The organism is Oceanimonas baumannii, from assembly GCF_002245495.1.
Taxonomy (GTDB): domain Bacteria; phylum Pseudomonadota; class Gammaproteobacteria; order Enterobacterales; family Aeromonadaceae; genus Oceanimonas; species Oceanimonas baumannii.
Window position 1 is genome coordinate 273,317 of the sequence record NZ_NQJF01000003.1, and the last position, 16,310, is coordinate 289,626.

At 57.0% G+C, this 16,310-nt stretch carries 15 protein-coding genes; 9 read left to right on the forward strand and 6 right to left on the reverse strand.

Features of this window, described 5'->3' with window-relative positions; translation table 11 throughout:
- Window positions 1–78: 78 nt before the first annotated feature.
- Window positions 79–1,749 carry a methyl-accepting chemotaxis protein gene (locus tag B6S09_RS05150; protein WP_094277425.1) on the forward strand — a complete coding sequence of 557 codons (1,671 nt, stop codon included), beginning with the start codon at window positions 79–81 and terminating at the stop codon, window positions 1,747–1,749.
- A 71-nt stretch (window positions 1,750–1,820) separates the two neighbouring features.
- Complete coding sequence (locus tag B6S09_RS05155; protein ID WP_094277426.1) at window positions 1,821–2,864, forward strand: AI-2E family transporter; 1,044 nt, start codon at window positions 1,821–1,823, stop codon at window positions 2,862–2,864.
- A gap of 58 nt (window positions 2,865–2,922) precedes the next feature.
- Here the strand turns inward: B6S09_RS05155 and B6S09_RS05160 are convergent, their stop codons facing one another.
- Genes B6S09_RS05160 through puuE form a run of 3 tightly spaced genes read right to left on the reverse strand, consistent with a single transcriptional unit; the run spans window position 2,923 to window position 4,924 of the window.
- The gene (locus B6S09_RS05160; RefSeq protein ID WP_094277427.1) at window positions 2,923–3,432 is read right to left on the reverse strand and encodes an ureidoglycolate lyase; all 510 of its coding nucleotides are present in this window, start codon (window positions 3,430–3,432) and stop codon (window positions 2,923–2,925) included.
- Window positions 3,433–3,488: 56 nt separating this feature from the next.
- Window positions 3,489–4,004 (reverse strand): 2-oxo-4-hydroxy-4-carboxy-5-ureidoimidazoline decarboxylase, encoded by a 516-nt coding sequence (gene uraD, locus B6S09_RS05165; RefSeq protein WP_094277428.1) that lies wholly within the window; start codon window positions 4,002–4,004, stop codon window positions 3,489–3,491.
- Entirely contained in the window at window positions 4,004–4,924 is a 921-nt protein-coding gene (gene puuE / locus B6S09_RS05170; RefSeq protein ID WP_094277429.1) for an allantoinase PuuE, read from the reverse strand. Before puuE ends, uraD begins: the two co-directional genes overlap by 1 nt.
- Before the next feature lie 360 nt (window positions 4,925–5,284).
- Here puuE and uraH point away from each other — a divergent pair, with 360 nt between their 5' ends.
- Together uraH and B6S09_RS05180 are read left to right on the forward strand one after the other, a co-directional pair.
- Window positions 5,285–5,638, forward strand: coding sequence for a hydroxyisourate hydrolase (uraH, locus tag B6S09_RS05175; protein WP_094277430.1), 354 nt, complete (start codon window positions 5,285–5,287; stop codon window positions 5,636–5,638).
- 90 nt (window positions 5,639–5,728) lie between these two features.
- On the forward strand, window positions 5,729–7,072 hold the full coding sequence (locus B6S09_RS05180) for an NCS2 family permease (protein ID WP_094277431.1): 1,344 nt from the start codon (window positions 5,729–5,731) through the stop codon (window positions 7,070–7,072).
- Window positions 7,073–7,254: 182 nt separating this feature from the next.
- Here B6S09_RS05180 and B6S09_RS05185 read toward each other — a convergent pair whose 3' ends face one another.
- Window positions 7,255–7,593 carry a DUF3461 family protein gene (locus tag B6S09_RS05185; RefSeq protein ID WP_094277432.1) on the reverse strand — a complete coding sequence of 113 codons (339 nt, stop codon included), beginning with the start codon at window positions 7,591–7,593 and terminating at the stop codon, window positions 7,255–7,257.
- 207 nt (window positions 7,594–7,800) lie between these two features.
- Between B6S09_RS05185 and B6S09_RS05190 the strand changes: the two genes are divergently transcribed.
- Window positions 7,801–8,049: a hypothetical protein gene (locus B6S09_RS05190; protein ID WP_094277433.1), complete on the forward strand. Its 249-nt coding sequence runs from the start codon at window positions 7,801–7,803 to the stop codon at window positions 8,047–8,049.
- Window positions 8,050–8,226: 177 nt separating this feature from the next.
- Here the strand turns inward: B6S09_RS05190 and B6S09_RS05195 are convergent, their stop codons facing one another.
- A complete protein-coding gene (locus B6S09_RS05195; protein WP_094277434.1) occupies window positions 8,227–8,631 on the reverse strand; it encodes a DUF3461 family protein in 405 nt (134 codons plus the stop codon).
- Window positions 8,632–8,826: 195 nt separating this feature from the next.
- On the reverse strand, window positions 8,827–10,152 hold the full coding sequence (locus tag B6S09_RS05200; protein WP_094277435.1) for an aldehyde dehydrogenase family protein: 1,326 nt from the start codon (window positions 10,150–10,152) through the stop codon (window positions 8,827–8,829).
- A gap of 167 nt (window positions 10,153–10,319) precedes the next feature.
- Between B6S09_RS05200 and B6S09_RS05205 the strand changes: the two genes are divergently transcribed.
- The 4 genes from B6S09_RS05205 to B6S09_RS05220 all read left to right on the forward strand — a co-directional run bounded on the left by B6S09_RS05205 (window position 10,320) and on the right by B6S09_RS05220 (window position 16,272).
- Complete coding sequence (locus B6S09_RS05205) at window positions 10,320–12,101, forward strand: SulP family inorganic anion transporter (protein ID WP_094277436.1); 1,782 nt, start codon at window positions 10,320–10,322, stop codon at window positions 12,099–12,101.
- 112 nt (window positions 12,102–12,213) lie between these two features.
- Window positions 12,214–13,194 carry an AAA family ATPase gene (locus B6S09_RS05210; protein ID WP_094277479.1) on the forward strand — a complete coding sequence of 327 codons (981 nt, stop codon included), beginning with the start codon at window positions 12,214–12,216 and terminating at the stop codon, window positions 13,192–13,194.
- A 3-nt stretch (window positions 13,195–13,197) separates the two neighbouring features.
- A complete protein-coding gene (locus B6S09_RS05215) occupies window positions 13,198–14,937 on the forward strand; it encodes a cobaltochelatase CobT-related protein (RefSeq protein WP_094277437.1) in 1,740 nt (579 codons plus the stop codon).
- A 321-nt stretch (window positions 14,938–15,258) separates the two neighbouring features.
- The gene (locus B6S09_RS05220) at window positions 15,259–16,272 is read left to right on the forward strand and encodes a TRAP transporter substrate-binding protein (protein ID WP_094277438.1); all 1,014 of its coding nucleotides are present in this window, start codon (window positions 15,259–15,261) and stop codon (window positions 16,270–16,272) included.
- The last annotated feature ends 38 nt before the right edge of the window (window positions 16,273–16,310 follow it).

The window sequence follows — 16,310 nt, forward strand, 5'->3', positions numbered from 1 at the left end:
GTCTTTGTATCCATCACGAATGACTTCCCGTTATTTGAATGATACAAAGATGTAAACAAAACCATAATGAGACCAAGGATGAGGCAACTTTCCATCAGACAAAAAATTCTGTTGCTGGCATTGTTCCCCCTGCTGTTGCTGGCAGCCGTCAGCACCTGGGTAAATGTGTCCCAATCGGTACGACTGAAAGAACTGAGCGGACAAAGCCTGAACGACTCTCTGTTTGACGCCCGCAAGCAGCAGCTTGCCAACTATATGGAGCTGGCCATTACCGGCATTCAGCCTTTACTGGCCCGGGGTGACACCGACGCCGCCAAGGCACAACTGCGCCGGCTGCGCTTTGACGATGGCAGCGGCTATTTCTTTGTATACAACCACGATGGTGTGCAAGTAGTCAGTGCCGACAACCCGGCACGGGAAGGCAACAACTATTTCGGCTCCACCAGCCCGGATGGCCGTTATCTGGTGCAGGAATATATTGAGCTGGGCCGCAACGGCGGGGGCTATGTGGAATACAGCTGGCCCAAACTTGATGCTACCAAAGGCTCCCCCAAACTGGCGCATATTATGCCCGTTCCCGGTACCGACTGGTTGCTCGGAACCGGCTTTTATATTGACGATCTGCTGGCTACCGTGAACAAGCTGGAGAGTGAATTATCTGCCTCGGTGCACCGGGGCCTGGTTAATTCAGCCCTCTCCGCCACCCTGCTGCTGGCGCTGATTGCCGCCGCAGGACTGGTAATTGCCCGGGGGATTCACGCCCCCATCCGTCAGGCAGTGCATACCATGGAAAACATTGCCCGGGGCGAGGGAGACCTGACCCGACGGCTGGATGACGGCCAGCAAAATGAGCTGGGAGTGCTGGCCCGCTCATTTAACCAGTTTGCCGGCCAGATAAGCGATCTGGTTCAGGACACCCGTCACTCTGCCAATACCCTGCAACAGGCCAGTAACGATCTGCAGCGCTTTATGCAGGAAACAGAGCAGGGGATCAGCCGTCAGCATCATGAAAGCGATCAACTGGCCACCGCCATGAATCAGATGTCAGCCACCGCCCAGGAAGTGGCCGGCAGTGCCGCCAGCGCCGCGCAGGCGGCCGAGCAGGCGGAAAACCTGGTCAACAGTGCGCAACAGCAACTACAGGAAACCATCGCTGTCATCGATGGGCTGGAACATCAGGTGGCCGCCGGCGTCGATATCATTCAGCGGCTGGGACAAGAGTCGGATCAGATTGGCACTGTGCTTGATGTTATCCGTGGCGTGGCCGAACAAACCAACCTGCTGGCACTGAATGCCGCCATTGAGGCTGCCCGGGCCGGTGAGCAAGGCCGGGGGTTTGCAGTCGTGGCCGATGAAGTAAGAACTCTGGCCGGCCGCACCCAAACCAGTACGGAAGAAATTCATACCATGATCACCCGGTTACAGCAGGGTGCCAAAGAAGCGGTACAGGCCATTGAGACCATCCGTGATGGCAGCAGCCATACCGTCGCCGAGGCCCGTCGCATCGACGAAGCTCTGCTTGACATCGGCACTGCGGTGAACACCATTAACCTGATGAACGCCCAAATTGCCAGCGCGGCCGAAGAACAGACTCAGGTGTCGGAAAACATCAACACTAATGTGCACGAAATTGTAGCCATTGCCGAGCAAACCAATGCAGGCTCAACGGCTGCCAGCAAAACCAGCCGTCAGCTGGGTGAGCTGGCCAGCCATCTGCAACAACTGGTAAGTCGCTACCGTACCAGTTAAAGCCGCATTATCTGGCCTCTTCCGGCCGGCTTCTTTACACTGGGGTTCCGTTTCCTTCGGAACCCTTTTTCATGCGCGAAAAACTTGAACGCCGATCCTTTTTGTTCACCCTGCTGCTGGTCAGCCTGTTATTTGGGTTGATACTCAGGCCTTTCTCGGGTGCCATTTTCTGGGCTTGTGCCATTACCGTGATTTTTTATCCGTTGCAAAACCGCATTCTGGCACGCATTGGCCCCAGGCCCAATCAGGCAGCGCTGCTGACACTCACCCTGTGCGTGGTAATAGTGGTGCTGCCCGTTCTGTTTATCGCAGCCTCTTTTGCTCAGGAAGGTCTGGCGCTTTATCAACGTATCGACAAGGGAGAAGTCAGCCCGGGGAATTTGCTGGAGCAAGTGCGCACGGCATTCCCGCTGTTACCGGATCTTCTCACCCGGCTGGGCCTGGATCTCGACAGTGCCCGGGAGAACCTGTCAAAAGCGGCGGTAGCGGCCAGCAAATTACTGGCAGAAAAAGCCATCACGGCCGGTCAAAGCACCTTCACTTTTATGGTGGATGTCGCGCTGATGCTGTACCTGACGTTCTTTTTACTGCGCGACGGACATCAGCTTACCGAACTGCTGGTACGGGCCCTGCCACTGGGAGACGATCGTGAACGCATGCTGTTTTCCAAGTTTTCGGAAGTAACCCGGGCGACAGTAAAAGGCAACATTCTGGTGGCCATGGTTCAGGGTGCTCTGGGAGGCTTCATTTTCTGGGTGCTGGATATCCCCGGACCGCTGTTGTGGGGGGTGGTAATGGCGTTTTTGTCACTGATCCCTGCCATTGGTGCAGCACTGGTCTGGCTGCCGGTGGCTATCTATCTTTTTGCCACCGGTGAATGGGTACCTGCCGTGGTACTGGTGGCCTTTGGTGCCCTGGTGATTGGCCTGGCCGACAATGTACTGCGTCCGCTGCTGGTAGGCCGGGATACCAAGCTGCCCGACTATCTGGTGTTGTTTTCCACCCTGGGCGGTATCAGCCTGATGGGTATCAACGGCTTTGTGATCGGTCCCTTAGTCGCCGCGCTGTTCCTGGTGTTCTGGGATATTTTCATGCGGGAATTCAACGGCCAGTAGGCAAAAAGCCCGCATTCCGTGAATGCGGGCTTTTCATTTAAGCGATAGTAAACGGCTCTCAGTCCAGCTCAACCGTCAGTTGTACCGACTCATCAAAGAAGAACTCATCACAGTTGTTACCCGGCCCACTGCGATCCACCACCAGAAATTCGTCGTTATCACGCAGCGCCATGATCGGGTGATGCCATACGCCTCTGTGGTAGTTCACGCCCTGACGCCCGGTGGCACGAAAGGCACGAACGGTAGACGGGTCAATATTCATGCTGCCGTCACCCACCGGAGCGACCACCAGCAGAAAGTCATGACCGAACAGCGGAACAAAAGACTGAGAGCCGAACGGATGACGCTCCAGCATTTTTATCTGCAGCGGATATTCCAGGGTTTCGGCACGAAAAATGTTAATGATGCCCTGGCCCTGTTCGTCCAGCTGCACTTCTCCCAGTTTGTGGTAACGCTGAGTAGAGCCGTTGTTGATCATGAAGTGATCACGGCCTTCAGATTCAATCACATCACCAAAAGGAGCAAAGGCTTCCTTGGTCAGCGGCTCAATCTTGAGAGTTTTGATCATTACTGCCTCCTGCAGAGAAAAAGAGCGGCGAGGTATAAACACCTCGCCAGACACTGTTACATATCGCTCAGACGGAACTGAGCGATCTTGTTGATCTCGGCAACGGCGCGAGCAAACTCGGTGTCGTAGTCGTTGTGAATACGCTCTTCAAACGCCGCCAGGATCTGGTGACGGTTGGAGCCTTTAACCGCCATGATAAAAGGAAACTGGAATTTTTCCTTATAGGCATTGTTCAGGAAAGTGAAGCGCTCGAACTCTTCGGCAGTGCACTCACTGATGCCGGCACCGGCCTGCTCGTTGGTCGATGCTTCAGTCAGCTCGCCGCGCTGGGCTGCCTTGCCGGCCAGATCCGGGTGAGCATTGATCAGATCAAGCTGCGCCTGCTTGTCGGCATTCAGCATGACAGCGGCCATGCGGGCATGCAGCTTTTCAATGTCGTTGTCGGCCTCGGTCAGGCCCTGATCGAAAGTTTGCTCGGCCACCCAGGGTGAATGCTCGTAGATGTCAGCAAACGTATTAACAAACTCGTCGCGGCCCATGGAAGCGGGTGTGCAGGTCTTGAACAGGCTCATTACTTGTTTCCTTTATAGGGATGGTGCTCATGCCAGTGCTTGGCAATGTCGATGCGGCGGGTGAACCACACCTTGTCGTGGCTGCGGGCGTATTTGATGAAACGCTGCAGACCGGCCAGACGACCCGGACGGCCCAGTAGGCGGCAATGCATGCCGATAGACAGCATCTTGGGTGCTTCGGCGCCTTCTTCGTACAGTACGTCGAACGCGTCTTTAAGATACTGGTAGAACTCTTCGCCGTTGTTATAGCAACCCTGGCCAAAACGCATGTCGTTGGTGTCCATCACGTACGGGATCACCAGATGGCCCTTGCCATTGTTGTCTACCCAGTAAGGCAGGTCGTCACCGTAGGAGTCGGAGTCATACAGAATGCCTTCGTCTTCCATTACAATCTTGCGGGTGTTGGGGCTGTCACGACCGGTGTACCAGCCTTGCGGACGCTGGCCACAAACGCGCTCGAAGATTTCCATTGCTTTATGGTAATGCTCGCGCTCTTCTTCTTCGCTCATGAACTGGTAGGTGATCCACTTATAGGCGTGAGAGCAGATCTCGTGCCCTTCATCCATGAACACCTTGGCGATCTCAGGGTAACGCTCGATGGCTGTCGCCACGGCGAAAATGGTCAGCGGAATGTCGTAGCGCTTGAACAGGCGCAGCAGACGCCAAACACCGGCACGGCTGCCATACTCGTAGATGGATTCCATGCTCATGTGACGAGCGTCGGGGAACGCCACCGCAGCCGGCATCTCGGACAGGAATGCTTCAGATTCGCCGTCACCGTGCAGAACATTACGCTCACCACCTTCTTCGTAGTTCAGTACGAAGTTGATGGCGATACGGGCATCGCCGGGCCATTTGGGGTGAGGCGGATTAGCGCCATACCCGACGAGGTCGCGCGGATAATCTTTATTTTGGCTCATCGGAAAACTCCTAAAAAACAACGAATTACAAGCCGACTGGGAATAGCCGGGCGAGAGAGTTTGACGGTCGTCACAATATTCCCATTGTATACAATAAAATCAACTTATGTAAATGACTGGTTTAGTTTTTGTATCGCAAGTGGCCTGCAATTCTTGCTTTGAAACCGTAAAGTAAAGACAATCAGCACGGATCAAGATGTCCACATTAAAAAATGTGATCTGACACGTAAAAAAATATCTCTCTATGTTAAGAGGGTGTAGACGAGTCGGTTGTCTTGATGTAAAAACACCTCTACCGGCATTAACCGCTGGTAGTACCTTGGACTTTGAAGACGCAGTAATGCGCAAGGTAACTTGAAAATGGGAAGACTGACGACACATGTACTCGATACTGCCAAGGGCCTGCCCGGCTCCGATATCAAAGTTGAGCTGTACAAGGTGGAAGGTGAGCAGACTACGCTGATCAACACCGTTTACACCAACCACGATGGCCGTACCGATGCCCCTATCCTGGAAGGTGCAGACTATGTATCCGGCAAATACCAGCTGGTGTTCCATACCTCTCCTTATTTCAAGAAACAAGGTATTGAACTGCTCGAACCGGCATTCCTGGATGACGTTGTTATCCGCTTCGGTATTGCCGAAGGCGAAGAGCATTATCACGTACCCTTGCTGATCTCGCCTTACAGCTACTCTACCTATCGCGGTAGCTAAGGCTCACAGACAGCTCCTGCTCATGCCGCCGGCTCAAGGAATGACTGGCGGCATGAGCAGTTTGCAAACTATCCACGAGGACTTCCAGTTATGGAACACGCCAAGCACGAGCCAACCCCCCAATCCCTCCCGGCTTCCGGGGGACTGCTGGACAAGCTGTTCAAACTGAGCGCCCATGGCACTACCGTCAAAACCGAGCTGGTAGCCGGTCTGACGACCTTCGTTACCATGGCGTACATCATTTTTGTTAACCCTAATATTATGTCAGCCTCCGGCATGGACGCGGGAGCCGTATTTGTAGCCACCTGTATTGGTGCCGCCATTGCCACCCTGTTTATGGGTCTTTATGCCAACTGGCCGGTCGGCCTGGCACCCGGCATGGGCCTGAATGCCTTCTTTGCCTTCACTGTGGTCGGTGAAATGGGCTACAGCTGGGAAGTGGCACTGGGTGCCGTATTCTGGTCCGGTATCATCTTCACTGCCATGAGCTTCTGGAAGATTCGGGAATGGGTACTCGACGCCATTCCCGAGTCACTGCGTTATGCCATGACCGCCGGGGTGGGCCTGTTTCTGGGCTTTATCGGCCTGAAAACTGCCGGTATCGTCGCCGACAGTCCGGCCACCTTGCTGACCACGGGTGATCTGACCCAGCCCAGCGCCTGGCTGGCCATCACTTGTTTTCTGATCATTGCCATTCTGGCCCATCGTCGTGTGTTCGGTGCCGTACTGCTTGGCGTGCTGATTACTACCCTGATTGGCCTGGCCATGGGGATTGTGGAATATAACGGTATTTTCGCCGCTCCGCCCAGCCTGGCCCCCACCCTGTTCAAACTGGACATCATGGGCGCTCTGGATGTGGGCATGATCACCGTGATCCTGGCGTTTCTGTTCGTCAACATGTTCGACACCGCTGGCACCCTGATGGGCGTGGCCGAGCGAGCCCACTTGCGCCGCCCTGACGGCACCATTGAAGGCCTGAAAAAATCCCTGAAGGCCGACAGCGCCTCATCGGTTATCGGCACCTTCGTCGGCTGCCCGCCAGTGACCAGTTATGTGGAAAGTTCCGCCGGTGTCGCCGCCGGTGGCCGTACCGGTCTTACTGCCGTGACCATCGCCGTGCTGTTTTTGCTGTCGATCTTCCTTGCCCCGCTGGCCGGCATGGTGCCCGCCTACGCCACCGCCGGCGCGCTGATCTATGTTGCCTTTCTGATGACCAGCAGCCTGGCCAATATCGACTGGCATGACTACACCGAAATGGCCCCGGCCGCCATCACCGCCCTGATGATGCCGCTGACCTTCTCCATTGCCAACGGCATTGCCATGGGCTTTATCACCTACGCAGTGCTGAAGGTAACGACCGGACAGGCCGCTAAGGTATCAGCGGGTGTGTATGTACTGAGTGCCATTTTTGTGGCCAAGTTCATTTTTATGTAAGCGCTTGCCGCTGAACGTAAAAAGCCACCGCATGCGGTGGCTTTTTTGATCAATGTGTCCAGGTAACATCGCCCTCGGCAAAATAACGTCGCTCCCGCGAAGGCGGGGGGTCTATGACATATCGCACCGGACTCTCGCCTTCGAGGCAGTGGCTGCAGAGAAAGGCTGCCAGCGTATTTGTCTTAACCCGCCAGGCGACTCATGCGCTGACGCAGCTCGGTCATTTTGTCATTCATTACCTGCTCAAAACGGCTCAGTTCCAACAGCAGCCGTTCCCGGGAGCTGGTCCTTCCCAGCAACTGCTCGAGCTCCTCAACGGCCGCGTCCAGAGTCTGAGCCACTTCACGGTTAATGACCTGCGGAAAATCAAACTTGAGGCTGGCAGGACGGCAGGAATCCATCTCCCGCTCAAACCAGATTTTCAGCTCCTTACCATCATCGGCATCACGCAGACGAAAGCGGCTGATGGCATTAATATCTTCAATTCCCATGGCAGTGAGCGTGGGATAGGCCTGAGTCATAGCAACCTCCGTCGATAATACAATTTATTCACATACCGTTAACCAAAGGCTAGCTATCCATAGGCACAGGAGCTAGAGCCAGTTGTCTGCGGCCAATAAGGCCAGCTGGACCTACTGAATGCCGCCGGCTGGTGCTAATACCGGAAAACACGCACTTCTAGAGTGGAGCAACTACCTGTGAAGACAACAACGAAACAAGGAAATGTTATGGCCGCAAATTCTCTTACTCTGGAATTGAGCCCGGAACTCGCCATGCTGTTTGAACAATACGAAGCACTGACCCGCGTCAGCGCGGAGCAGTACGTACAACAACTGGTGGAAAAAACGCAACCTACCCTGGAAGCCATGGTGTCGGCGCTGCAGGAAGCCGGCGACGACGAAGCCGCGGTAATGGAGCTGTTTGGCAAGAAGATGGCCGAGTCCATGCTGCGCCAGCAGCAGGCAGTCCAGGCGTAACAAACAAAAAGGCTACTGTGCTCTGCATACAGACAACGCAGATGTGGCACGAAACAGCAGTGGGGATTGCCGGAGCCGACCGTAAAATGCCATATATGGCATTTTCGGGCGTTACAGGGAAGTACCTGGAGCGTGTCGGCGGAGCGCAACCGCACTGTTGCTTCGCACTCCTCCCGATTACTTCAGCGCTTCTATCTGGCGGCGCAGATCTTCCAGCTTGTCCTGCATTACCCGCTCCATGTGCTCCAGATCCGCCAGCAGCTGTTTTTTGGTATCGGCGGTAACGTCATCAGAACGTACCTCACTACCCAGCAGTTGGTGCAGTTCGAGCAAAGCCTGGCGTAATACCGGACTGGTGTCTTCCAGCTGATGCCATTGCTCGGTTTTCTGAAATTCTACCGGGCCCAGTGACTTGGGACGGGCAAAGGTAAACTTCTTGCTGCGTGACAGCAGCGAACCTTTGGGTCTGTGGTAATAGATCTTGAGCACATCCGCCCGGCCTTCACGACGTAGCTGATAGCGGCTGATATTATCAAAGGAAGTAATACCCATCTGGGTAAGGGTGGGATTTTTTTCGCTCATGGCTGCTCGCTCGAAGGTTCAATATTCAATAGAACTCCGCATCAATGCGGAGCAAGCTGTTGCTTCGGGCCTTCTTCCTTGAGCAGCCCCGTTATCAGGACGGGTCGAGCAACAGGCCGGTAAATTTAGCCCGGCCTTATAATAATGAACAGGGCCAGTTCCATCTTTGCGTTGGCACCAGCCAGCCCTACTTGCTCAGGCCGACACCAGTACGGTTTTGGTCCGACAGAACTCTTTGAGCGCCGGCCTGTGAGACGGATCAGAAAACGGCGGCCAATGGCGACCATGATACGGATCCGGGTTGACCCGGCACAGATCAAAGGGGAGATCCCTGGCCAGCAGCTCACCCCGGGCTCGATCCTGGGTCCAGACAGACGCAATTCCGTCGGGAGACAAGGAGCGGCACAAGGCGACCATGGCCGCCTCGTCCGGCACCCGCAGCACACCACAGAGTGGCCCGGCAGGCCAGACAGGGAACAGCGTCATCGCCGGATCATCTCCCTCAATCAGAGTCGGCGGATAATACCAGCCCTCTTCATCGGGCAGGAAACCGCCACAGCGAATACGCCCACCCCGGCGCTCAGCCTCACGCAGCTGGCGTTCCAGCCATTCACGCTGGCCGCTCTTGGCCAACGGCCCCAGCTCCTCCCAAGTGTCGTTAGGCTGTCCCGGACCAAGCTCGGCCAGGCGGGCGGTGAGCCGCTCCAGAAAAGCGTCAGCCAGACCGGGAGTGATCAGCACACCCCCCTCACTCTGACGCCAACTGGCCCGGTAACGCACACAGCTGTTCAGCACTGATTCTACCGCCGGCTCCAGCTCGGCATCATCCAGAATCAGTTGTACATCAGCACGGGCCAGATCCAGCCGCACCGGCTTAAGGTGTCCTCCCGCCAGCGACGCCATGGCTGCCCCGCCCTGACGTTCACCACTGTAAGCAAGGCCGCCGATGCGCGGGTCTGCCACCAAACCCGCCACCTGCTCTTTGGAAATACGCAGCGGCGTGACCAGCCCTTCCGGTACCTCGGCCTCGGTCATCAGCCGCTCCAGCAAATCCACAAAGCGGGACAAATGTTCCGCCGGCTTAAGCAGCAGGCTATTACCCGCCATTAACGCCGGCACCAGCAACCTAAAACACTGCCACATAGGGGCCGGCCCGGCAGTCAGCACCAGCATCAGCCCCAGCGGAAGCTGACGGATCTGACTGTATGTCAACGGCAGCATGGCCTGACCATGCGCTGCAAAGTGGGCACATTCTTCGGCACAGCGCTCCACCTCCAGCAAACAGTCCGTCAGCAGGGTTCCGGTTTCCAGACTCAGCTCCCGGGCAAGACTGTCCCGCTGGGACGATAAAACGGATGCCAGCCTGAAGAGCAACGCAGTCCGTGTGGCAAACGGAGCTTGCTGCCATTCGCTTGCAGCCTCATCAGCACGTACCAGATGCCGCTCCAGGCTGTCGGCCCCAAGGCAGGCATGATGGGCCTTTATGCGGCCATTACTGGGTTCAAAGGAAACAAAGGTCATCACACGGCTCCATGTGCAGGGCTCAGCGCGCCCTCAGCAACAACATCGGCTGGTATACTGAATGCTGTGGCAGCACTCTTTACCACGTTTTCAGCGACGTTAATAAAGGGTTAACTGGCCTGCAAAGGCCAGTTCTTCCCGTTCAATGGAACCAGGAGACAATTCCTATGCCTGAGCCGACGGCCGGCTATTTTTCACGAGTTCAGCGTCTGTTGCCCTTTCTCAGCTGGTGGCCCCTGGTCAATCCGGCCAGTCTGCGGGCCGATGCCCAGTCCGGGCTGACCAACGCCATTGTGGTGCTGCCCCAAGGAGTGGCCTATGCGCTGATCGCCGGACTGCCACCGGAATACGGCCTGTACGCTGCCATTATTCCCGCCGTGATCGCGGCTCTTTTCGGATCCTCCTGGCACCTTATCTCCGGCCCGACCGCCGCCATGTCGGTGGTGGTATTCACCTCGGTCAGCCCGCTGGCCGAGCCTGGCACTGCTGCCTTTATTGCCCTGGCGCTGACCCTGACCCTGATGAAGGGGGTATTTCAGCTGATGCTGGCCCTCGCCCGGCTGGGGGTACTGGTGAACTTTGTCTCACAGTCGGTGGTAATCGGGTTTACTGCCGGAGCCGCCGTGGTGATCGCATCCAGTCAGTTGCCGGCCCTGTTCGGTATTGCCATCGAGAAGAACGGCGGTGTCACCGGTACCTGGTGGCAGTTGCTGCACCACCTGGGAGAAGTAAACTATTACAGTTTGTCGGTGGCGCTGTTTACCGTGGCGGTGTGTGTGACCGTCAAGCGCTGGCGGCCACGCTGGCCCAACATGCTGATCGCCCTGGCGCTGGCCAGTGTTCTGGCGATCATCATTGACCCGCATCACTCTCATATCGCCCTGGTAGGCGCCATTCCTTCCGGCCTGCCCCCCTTAAGCCTGCCCGACTTCAGTCTGGCCAGCATCAGTGCACTGGCTCCGGGAGCGTTGGCCATCAGCCTGCTGGGGCTGGTGGAGGCCGCCGCCATTTCCCGGGCCATTGCCAGCCGCTCTCACCAGCGCCTGGACGACAACCAGGAATTTGTCGGCCAGGGACTGTCGAATATCGTCGGTGCCTTTTTCTCCTGCTATGCCTCATCAGGCTCCTTCAGCCGCTCCGGTATCAACTATACCTCCGGAGCCCGTACCCCGATGGCGGCGATCTTCGCGTCCGGCTTTCTGCTGCTCATCGTACTGCTGATCCCCGGCATTACCACCTGGTTACCTCGCCCGGCAATGGCCGGCCTGCTGCTGGTGGTGGCCTGGAACCTGATCGACTTTCATCATATCCGGCTGATCATCAGCGGCTCCCGTTCCGAGACCACCGTGCTCATTGCAACCTTCGCCGCCACCCTGCTGGTCGAGCTGGAGTTTGCCATTTATACCGGGGTCATCTTATCGCTGGTGTTCTACCTCAAACGAACCTCCACCCCGCGGGTGGTTTCGATTTTGCCCGATCCCGACAGCAAACATCCGTTGTTCGTCAACGCCGAACGCCGCCGACTGCCCTACTGCCCCCAGTTGCGGGTGATCCGCATTGAGGGCTCACTGTTCTTTGGTGCCGTCAACCATGTACAGGAATATCTGCAGACCATCCGCGAGCCCCGGCTGCTGATAGTGGGTAACGGTATCAACTTTGTGGACATGGTGGGTGCCGACATGCTGGTGCAGGAGGCTGAACGCCGGCGCGAATTGGGAGGAAATCTGTACTTGTGCAACCTGCGCGAGGGGGTTCTGCGGTTTCTGCTGAGAAACCACCGGCTCGACGATATCCGGCGGGATCATGTGTTTATCAACAAGGGACAGGCCATTCACCGCATTTATGATCAGCTGGATGCCGAGGTGTGCCGCACCTGTACCGCTCGTATTTTCCGGGAGTGCCATATCCGGCCGCCGGGACAACATGCCGCAGTAAAAGAAAATGGCTGATACAGCGCTGGCCATACGGCCGCAGCCAAACTGGCCCTGTTCAGGGTTCGGAGGCGGGTTAGAGTGTGTTAACACTTTGTTTACTTTAGCCGTCGCCAGTGAGGCCAGTGCCATGACCGATCTTCTTCACGACCATCCCAGCCGGTTGCGCCCGGTGCGCGAACTGTTCAACCTCGACGTGGACATGCAGGTTCCTGTGTTCGAACACAGAGACGAACACGTGCCCGACATTGACCCCAGCTATTGCTTCAATCCGGATGTGACCCTGGCCATTCTGGCAGGCTTTACCCGCAACCGCCGGGTGCTGCTTCAGGGCCTGCATGGCACCGGCAAGTCCACCCACATTGAGCAGGTAGCAGCCCGCCTTAACTGGCCCTGTGTGCGGGTTAACCTCGACGGCCACATCAGCCGTCTGGATCTGGTGGGCAAGGACACCATAGTGCTGGAAGAAGGCAAGCAAATCACCCGCTTTCAGGAAGGCATTGTCCCTTGGGCGCTGCGCCGGCCGGTGGCATTGATCTTTGACGAGTTCGACGCCGGCCGTCCGGATGTGATGTTCGTTATTCAACGCATCCTGGAACAGGACGGCAAATTTACCCTGCTCGACCAGAACCAGGTGATCACCCCCAATCCTAACTTTCGCCTGTTCGCCACCGCCAACACCGTGGGTCTGGGCAATGTGACCGGTCTGTACCACGGCACCCAGCAGATCAATCAGGCCCAGATGGATCGCTGGAACATCGTCGCCAAGCTAGACTATCTGCCCCGGGAAGACGAAATTCAGATCGTTCAGGGCAAAGTACCCCGCTATAACGACGCCCGCGGCCATGAGCTGATAAGTCGTATGGTAGCGGTAGCCGAACTCACCCGGGCCGGTTTTGCTGCCGGGGATCTGTCCACTCTGATGTCACCCCGTACACTGATTGCCTGGGCTGAAAACACCGAGATCTTCAATGATGCCGCATTGGCATTCCGGCTGTCATTTCTCAACAAATGTGACGAGGCCGAGCGGCCACTGGTGGCCGAGTATTACCAGCGTTGCTTCGATGAGGAGCTTATCGAGCCCCAGGCCCTGCAATTGACGGCGATCTGAGCCATGGCCAATAACAACCAAACCCCGGACCCGGCCGCCGAAGCGCGCCGTCAGCAACGGCTGGAGGAGCTCTGTGCGGCGTTGATACGCGCCCAGTCCGCTCAGCGGGAGGTACGCTACCGGGGCCACCGGCTGGAATGGCACGGCAAAGCCTATCCGCTGCGAGCCCCCCACCTGCAGCTGAACGCCCAGCAGGATGACTGGGGCTCCTGCCGGGGAGTGGCCGACGCCATTGCCCTGCGCCTGCTCCATCACGACACCGCCCTGCACCGGAGCCTGCTACCGGCACCGCCGGTCGCCCGGCTGGTGTTCGAGTTACTGGAGCAGCTCAGGGTGGAATCTCTGGTGCCGGGCCACCACCCGGGAAGCCGCCGCAACCTGCATTATCGCTTCAGCGTCTGGAGCAACCGTTTTCTGGCTTCAGGCCAGACCGAAAGCCATCTGGGGCTGCTGCTGTTCACCCTGTCGATGATGAGTTGGGTGCAACTGGGTGGAGGCCCCATCGATGAAGGCACCGAGATGCTGATCGAATCCACCCGCATGTTTCTGCTGCGGGAAATTGGCCAGCCCTTTGGCCGGATCCGGCGATGCCGGGAAGATCAAGCCGCCTACGGCGAGCAGGCACGGGCCATTGCGCTCGCTGTGAACGAGCTGGTCGAGGATCTGCAGCAACAACTGGCCGAAGGCGAGCAGGATCAAAATGCGCTGGAAGAAATCGGCAACGGTTTTGGTCTGCTGCTGGATCTGGATGGCGACGGCGATCTGGGCAGCAGCCAGAGTGGAGGAGGCGCTGCTCGCGAGGGCAACAGCGAAGCCAGCTACCGCATATTTACCAGTCAGTACGACAAGGAATGGCTGGCTGCCAAAAAGGTACGCCCAGAACTGTTGATCCGGCTGCGTCAGCAACTGGATCAGCGCATTCGTGAGCAGGGGCTCAACCTCAACGGCCTGACCAAAAAACTGCGCCGGCTGCTGGCCCGCCCTCACAATGACGGCTGGCGTTTCGGTGAAGAAGAGGGCCACCTCGACGGCCGCAGGCTATCGACCCTGGTGACCAGCCATGCCGACCGCCGGGTGTTCAAGCAGCCCAGAGACGAATGGCGGGCCGATGCGGCGGTGACCATTCTGGTAGACAACTCCGGCTCCATGCGTAACCACATGGAACATATCGCCATGCTTGTCGATCTGCTGGTGCAGGGGCTGGAGCGCACCGGTGCGCGCACCGAGGTGCTCGGTTTTACCACCGGCCACTGGAACGGCGGCAAACCGCTCAAGGACTGGCAACGCCGGGGACAGCCGGCCAATCCGGGCCGGCTCAACGAACGCTGTCACCTGATCTACAAAAATACCGAGACCCCCTGGAGACGCGCCAGGCAAAGCCTAGCCGCTCTGCTTAAAGGGGACATGTTCCGGGAAGGACTGGACGGCGAGGCACTGCTGTGGGCCGAGCAACGGCTGCTGGCCGAAGACGTCAATGAACGCCTGCTGCTGGTGATTTCCGACGGCTGCCCCATGGACACAGCCACCCGCCAGGCTAACGAACAGGATATTCTCGACAGTCACCTGATGGCGGTCGCCGATCGAATTGACCAGGATCCGCGCATTCGGCTATGTGCACTGGGCGTAGGGCTTGATCTGAGCCGGTACTACCGTCATAACCAACTGCTGGATTTGGAGCAGGATCCGGATAACCGGATTTTTGATGAAATTCTGATACTGCTGGGACGCGCCATGCGCGGCTGAAAATGGCTGTTACCAAAGCCATCAGCACAAACATAGAGTTAACACTTTTTTCACAAAATGAATATGTAAACTATTGAAATAAAATTGGTTTTATTCTGGACCCAGTGTGAAAACACAAGTGGCCCTAACCAATTTAACAGCCTCATTCAAAGATATTGTCAGGCTTTAGGATAAAGTCGGAATCAATCACCAGCCGTCCTGGCGGTTCCTTACAGGCCAGAACGGCATGATATGAAGGCAGTCTCACGGAGTGTTCGCACTCTGTTATCACGGAAGGTAAACGCCCGGCCTCACCGGGCCACACAACTGGAGCAAGAAACCATGATATTCAAGCAACGTTTTGTGAAATCCCTGTCCCTCGCCCTTTGTTTTGGTGCCGCTATGGCCAGCCCACAGCTCCTGGCCAAGACCTTTCGGGTAGCGGTAGGTGACGGTGCTGGCGGCACTCAGCATGAACTCGGCAAGTCCTTTTCCGAGGAACTGAAACAACGTACCGAGGGCAAACACGACACCCAGCTGTTCCTTAACGGCCAGCTGGGTGACGAACAGGCCACCGTCAACGACGCTTCCATGGGGCTGCTCGACTTCTCCATTCTGGCCATCAACAACATCACCCCCTTCTCCCCGTCCGTCGGTGTGCTGACCCTGCCCTATATGGTACAGAGCCTGGATGACGCCGTTACCCTGACCCAGGGCGAAGTGGGCCAGCAACTGGTGGACAACACCATTCGTGATGCCGGTGTGCGTATTGTGGGCTGGGCCTATTCCGGCTTTCGTGTGCTGACCAATTCCAAGCAGCCGGTATCCAGCTTGGCCGATCTGGAAGGTCTGAAAATTCGAGTGCCCAACAACGAAATCATGATCGATACCTACCGTGCCTGGGGCATCAACCCCACGCCCATGGCCTGGTCCGAAACCTTTACCGGCCTGCAGATGGGCGTGGTAGACGGTCAGGACAACCCTTACATTACCGTCTCTGCCATGAAGTTCGATGAAGTGCAGAAATACATCACCAACATTCGCTACCTGTTCTCCATTGAGCCGCTGGTGATGTCAGAAGCCGTGTTCCAGGAACAGCCGGAAGACGTGCAGCAAGCCATTCTGGCGGCGGGCAAAGCCGCCACCGAGCACAGTGCTGAATGGCTAGTTGCCCAGGAAGACCGCATCAAGGCTGAACTGGTGGAAAACGGCATGGAAATCACCGAGCCCGCCAACGGCGAGCAGGAGTGGATCGACAAGGCTGTGAGCCAGGTCTGGCCCAAATACTACGACCAACTGGGTGGCAAGGAAAAACTGAACCAAATCCTGCAATCCCTGGGTCGTGACACCATCTAATCACCCCGCTCGACCAGTCTGCCCCCGGCATGCTCGGG

What these genes read in the sequence shown, in the direction of transcription:
- B6S09_RS05150 (WP_094277425.1), top strand. Translation starts at nt 79, where the DNA reads ATGAGGCAACTTTCCATCAGACAAAAAATTCTGTTGCTGGCATTGTTC.
- B6S09_RS05155 (WP_094277426.1), top strand. Translation starts at nt 1,821, where the DNA reads ATGCGCGAAAAACTTGAACGCCGATCCTTTTTGTTCACCCTGCTGCTG.
- B6S09_RS05160 (WP_094277427.1), bottom strand. Translation starts at nt 3,432, where the DNA reads ATGATCAAAACTCTCAAGATTGAGCCGCTGACCAAGGAAGCCTTTGCT.
- uraD (WP_094277428.1), bottom strand. Translation starts at nt 4,004, where the DNA reads ATGAGCCTGTTCAAGACCTGCACACCCGCTTCCATGGGCCGCGACGAG.
- puuE (WP_094277429.1), bottom strand. Translation starts at nt 4,924, where the DNA reads ATGAGCCAAAATAAAGATTATCCGCGCGACCTCGTCGGGTATGGCGCT.
- uraH (WP_094277430.1), top strand. Translation starts at nt 5,285, where the DNA reads ATGGGAAGACTGACGACACATGTACTCGATACTGCCAAGGGCCTGCCC.
- B6S09_RS05180 (WP_094277431.1), top strand. Translation starts at nt 5,729, where the DNA reads ATGGAACACGCCAAGCACGAGCCAACCCCCCAATCCCTCCCGGCTTCC.
- B6S09_RS05185 (WP_094277432.1), bottom strand. Translation starts at nt 7,593, where the DNA reads ATGACTCAGGCCTATCCCACGCTCACTGCCATGGGAATTGAAGATATT.
- B6S09_RS05190 (WP_094277433.1), top strand. Translation starts at nt 7,801, where the DNA reads ATGGCCGCAAATTCTCTTACTCTGGAATTGAGCCCGGAACTCGCCATG.
- B6S09_RS05195 (WP_094277434.1), bottom strand. Translation starts at nt 8,631, where the DNA reads ATGAGCGAAAAAAATCCCACCCTTACCCAGATGGGTATTACTTCCTTT.
- B6S09_RS05200 (WP_094277435.1), bottom strand. Translation starts at nt 10,152, where the DNA reads ATGACCTTTGTTTCCTTTGAACCCAGTAATGGCCGCATAAAGGCCCAT.
- B6S09_RS05205 (WP_094277436.1), top strand. Translation starts at nt 10,320, where the DNA reads ATGCCTGAGCCGACGGCCGGCTATTTTTCACGAGTTCAGCGTCTGTTG.
- B6S09_RS05210 (WP_094277479.1), top strand. Translation starts at nt 12,214, where the DNA reads ATGACCGATCTTCTTCACGACCATCCCAGCCGGTTGCGCCCGGTGCGC.
- B6S09_RS05215 (WP_094277437.1), top strand. Translation starts at nt 13,198, where the DNA reads ATGGCCAATAACAACCAAACCCCGGACCCGGCCGCCGAAGCGCGCCGT.
- B6S09_RS05220 (WP_094277438.1), top strand. Translation starts at nt 15,259, where the DNA reads ATGATATTCAAGCAACGTTTTGTGAAATCCCTGTCCCTCGCCCTTTGT.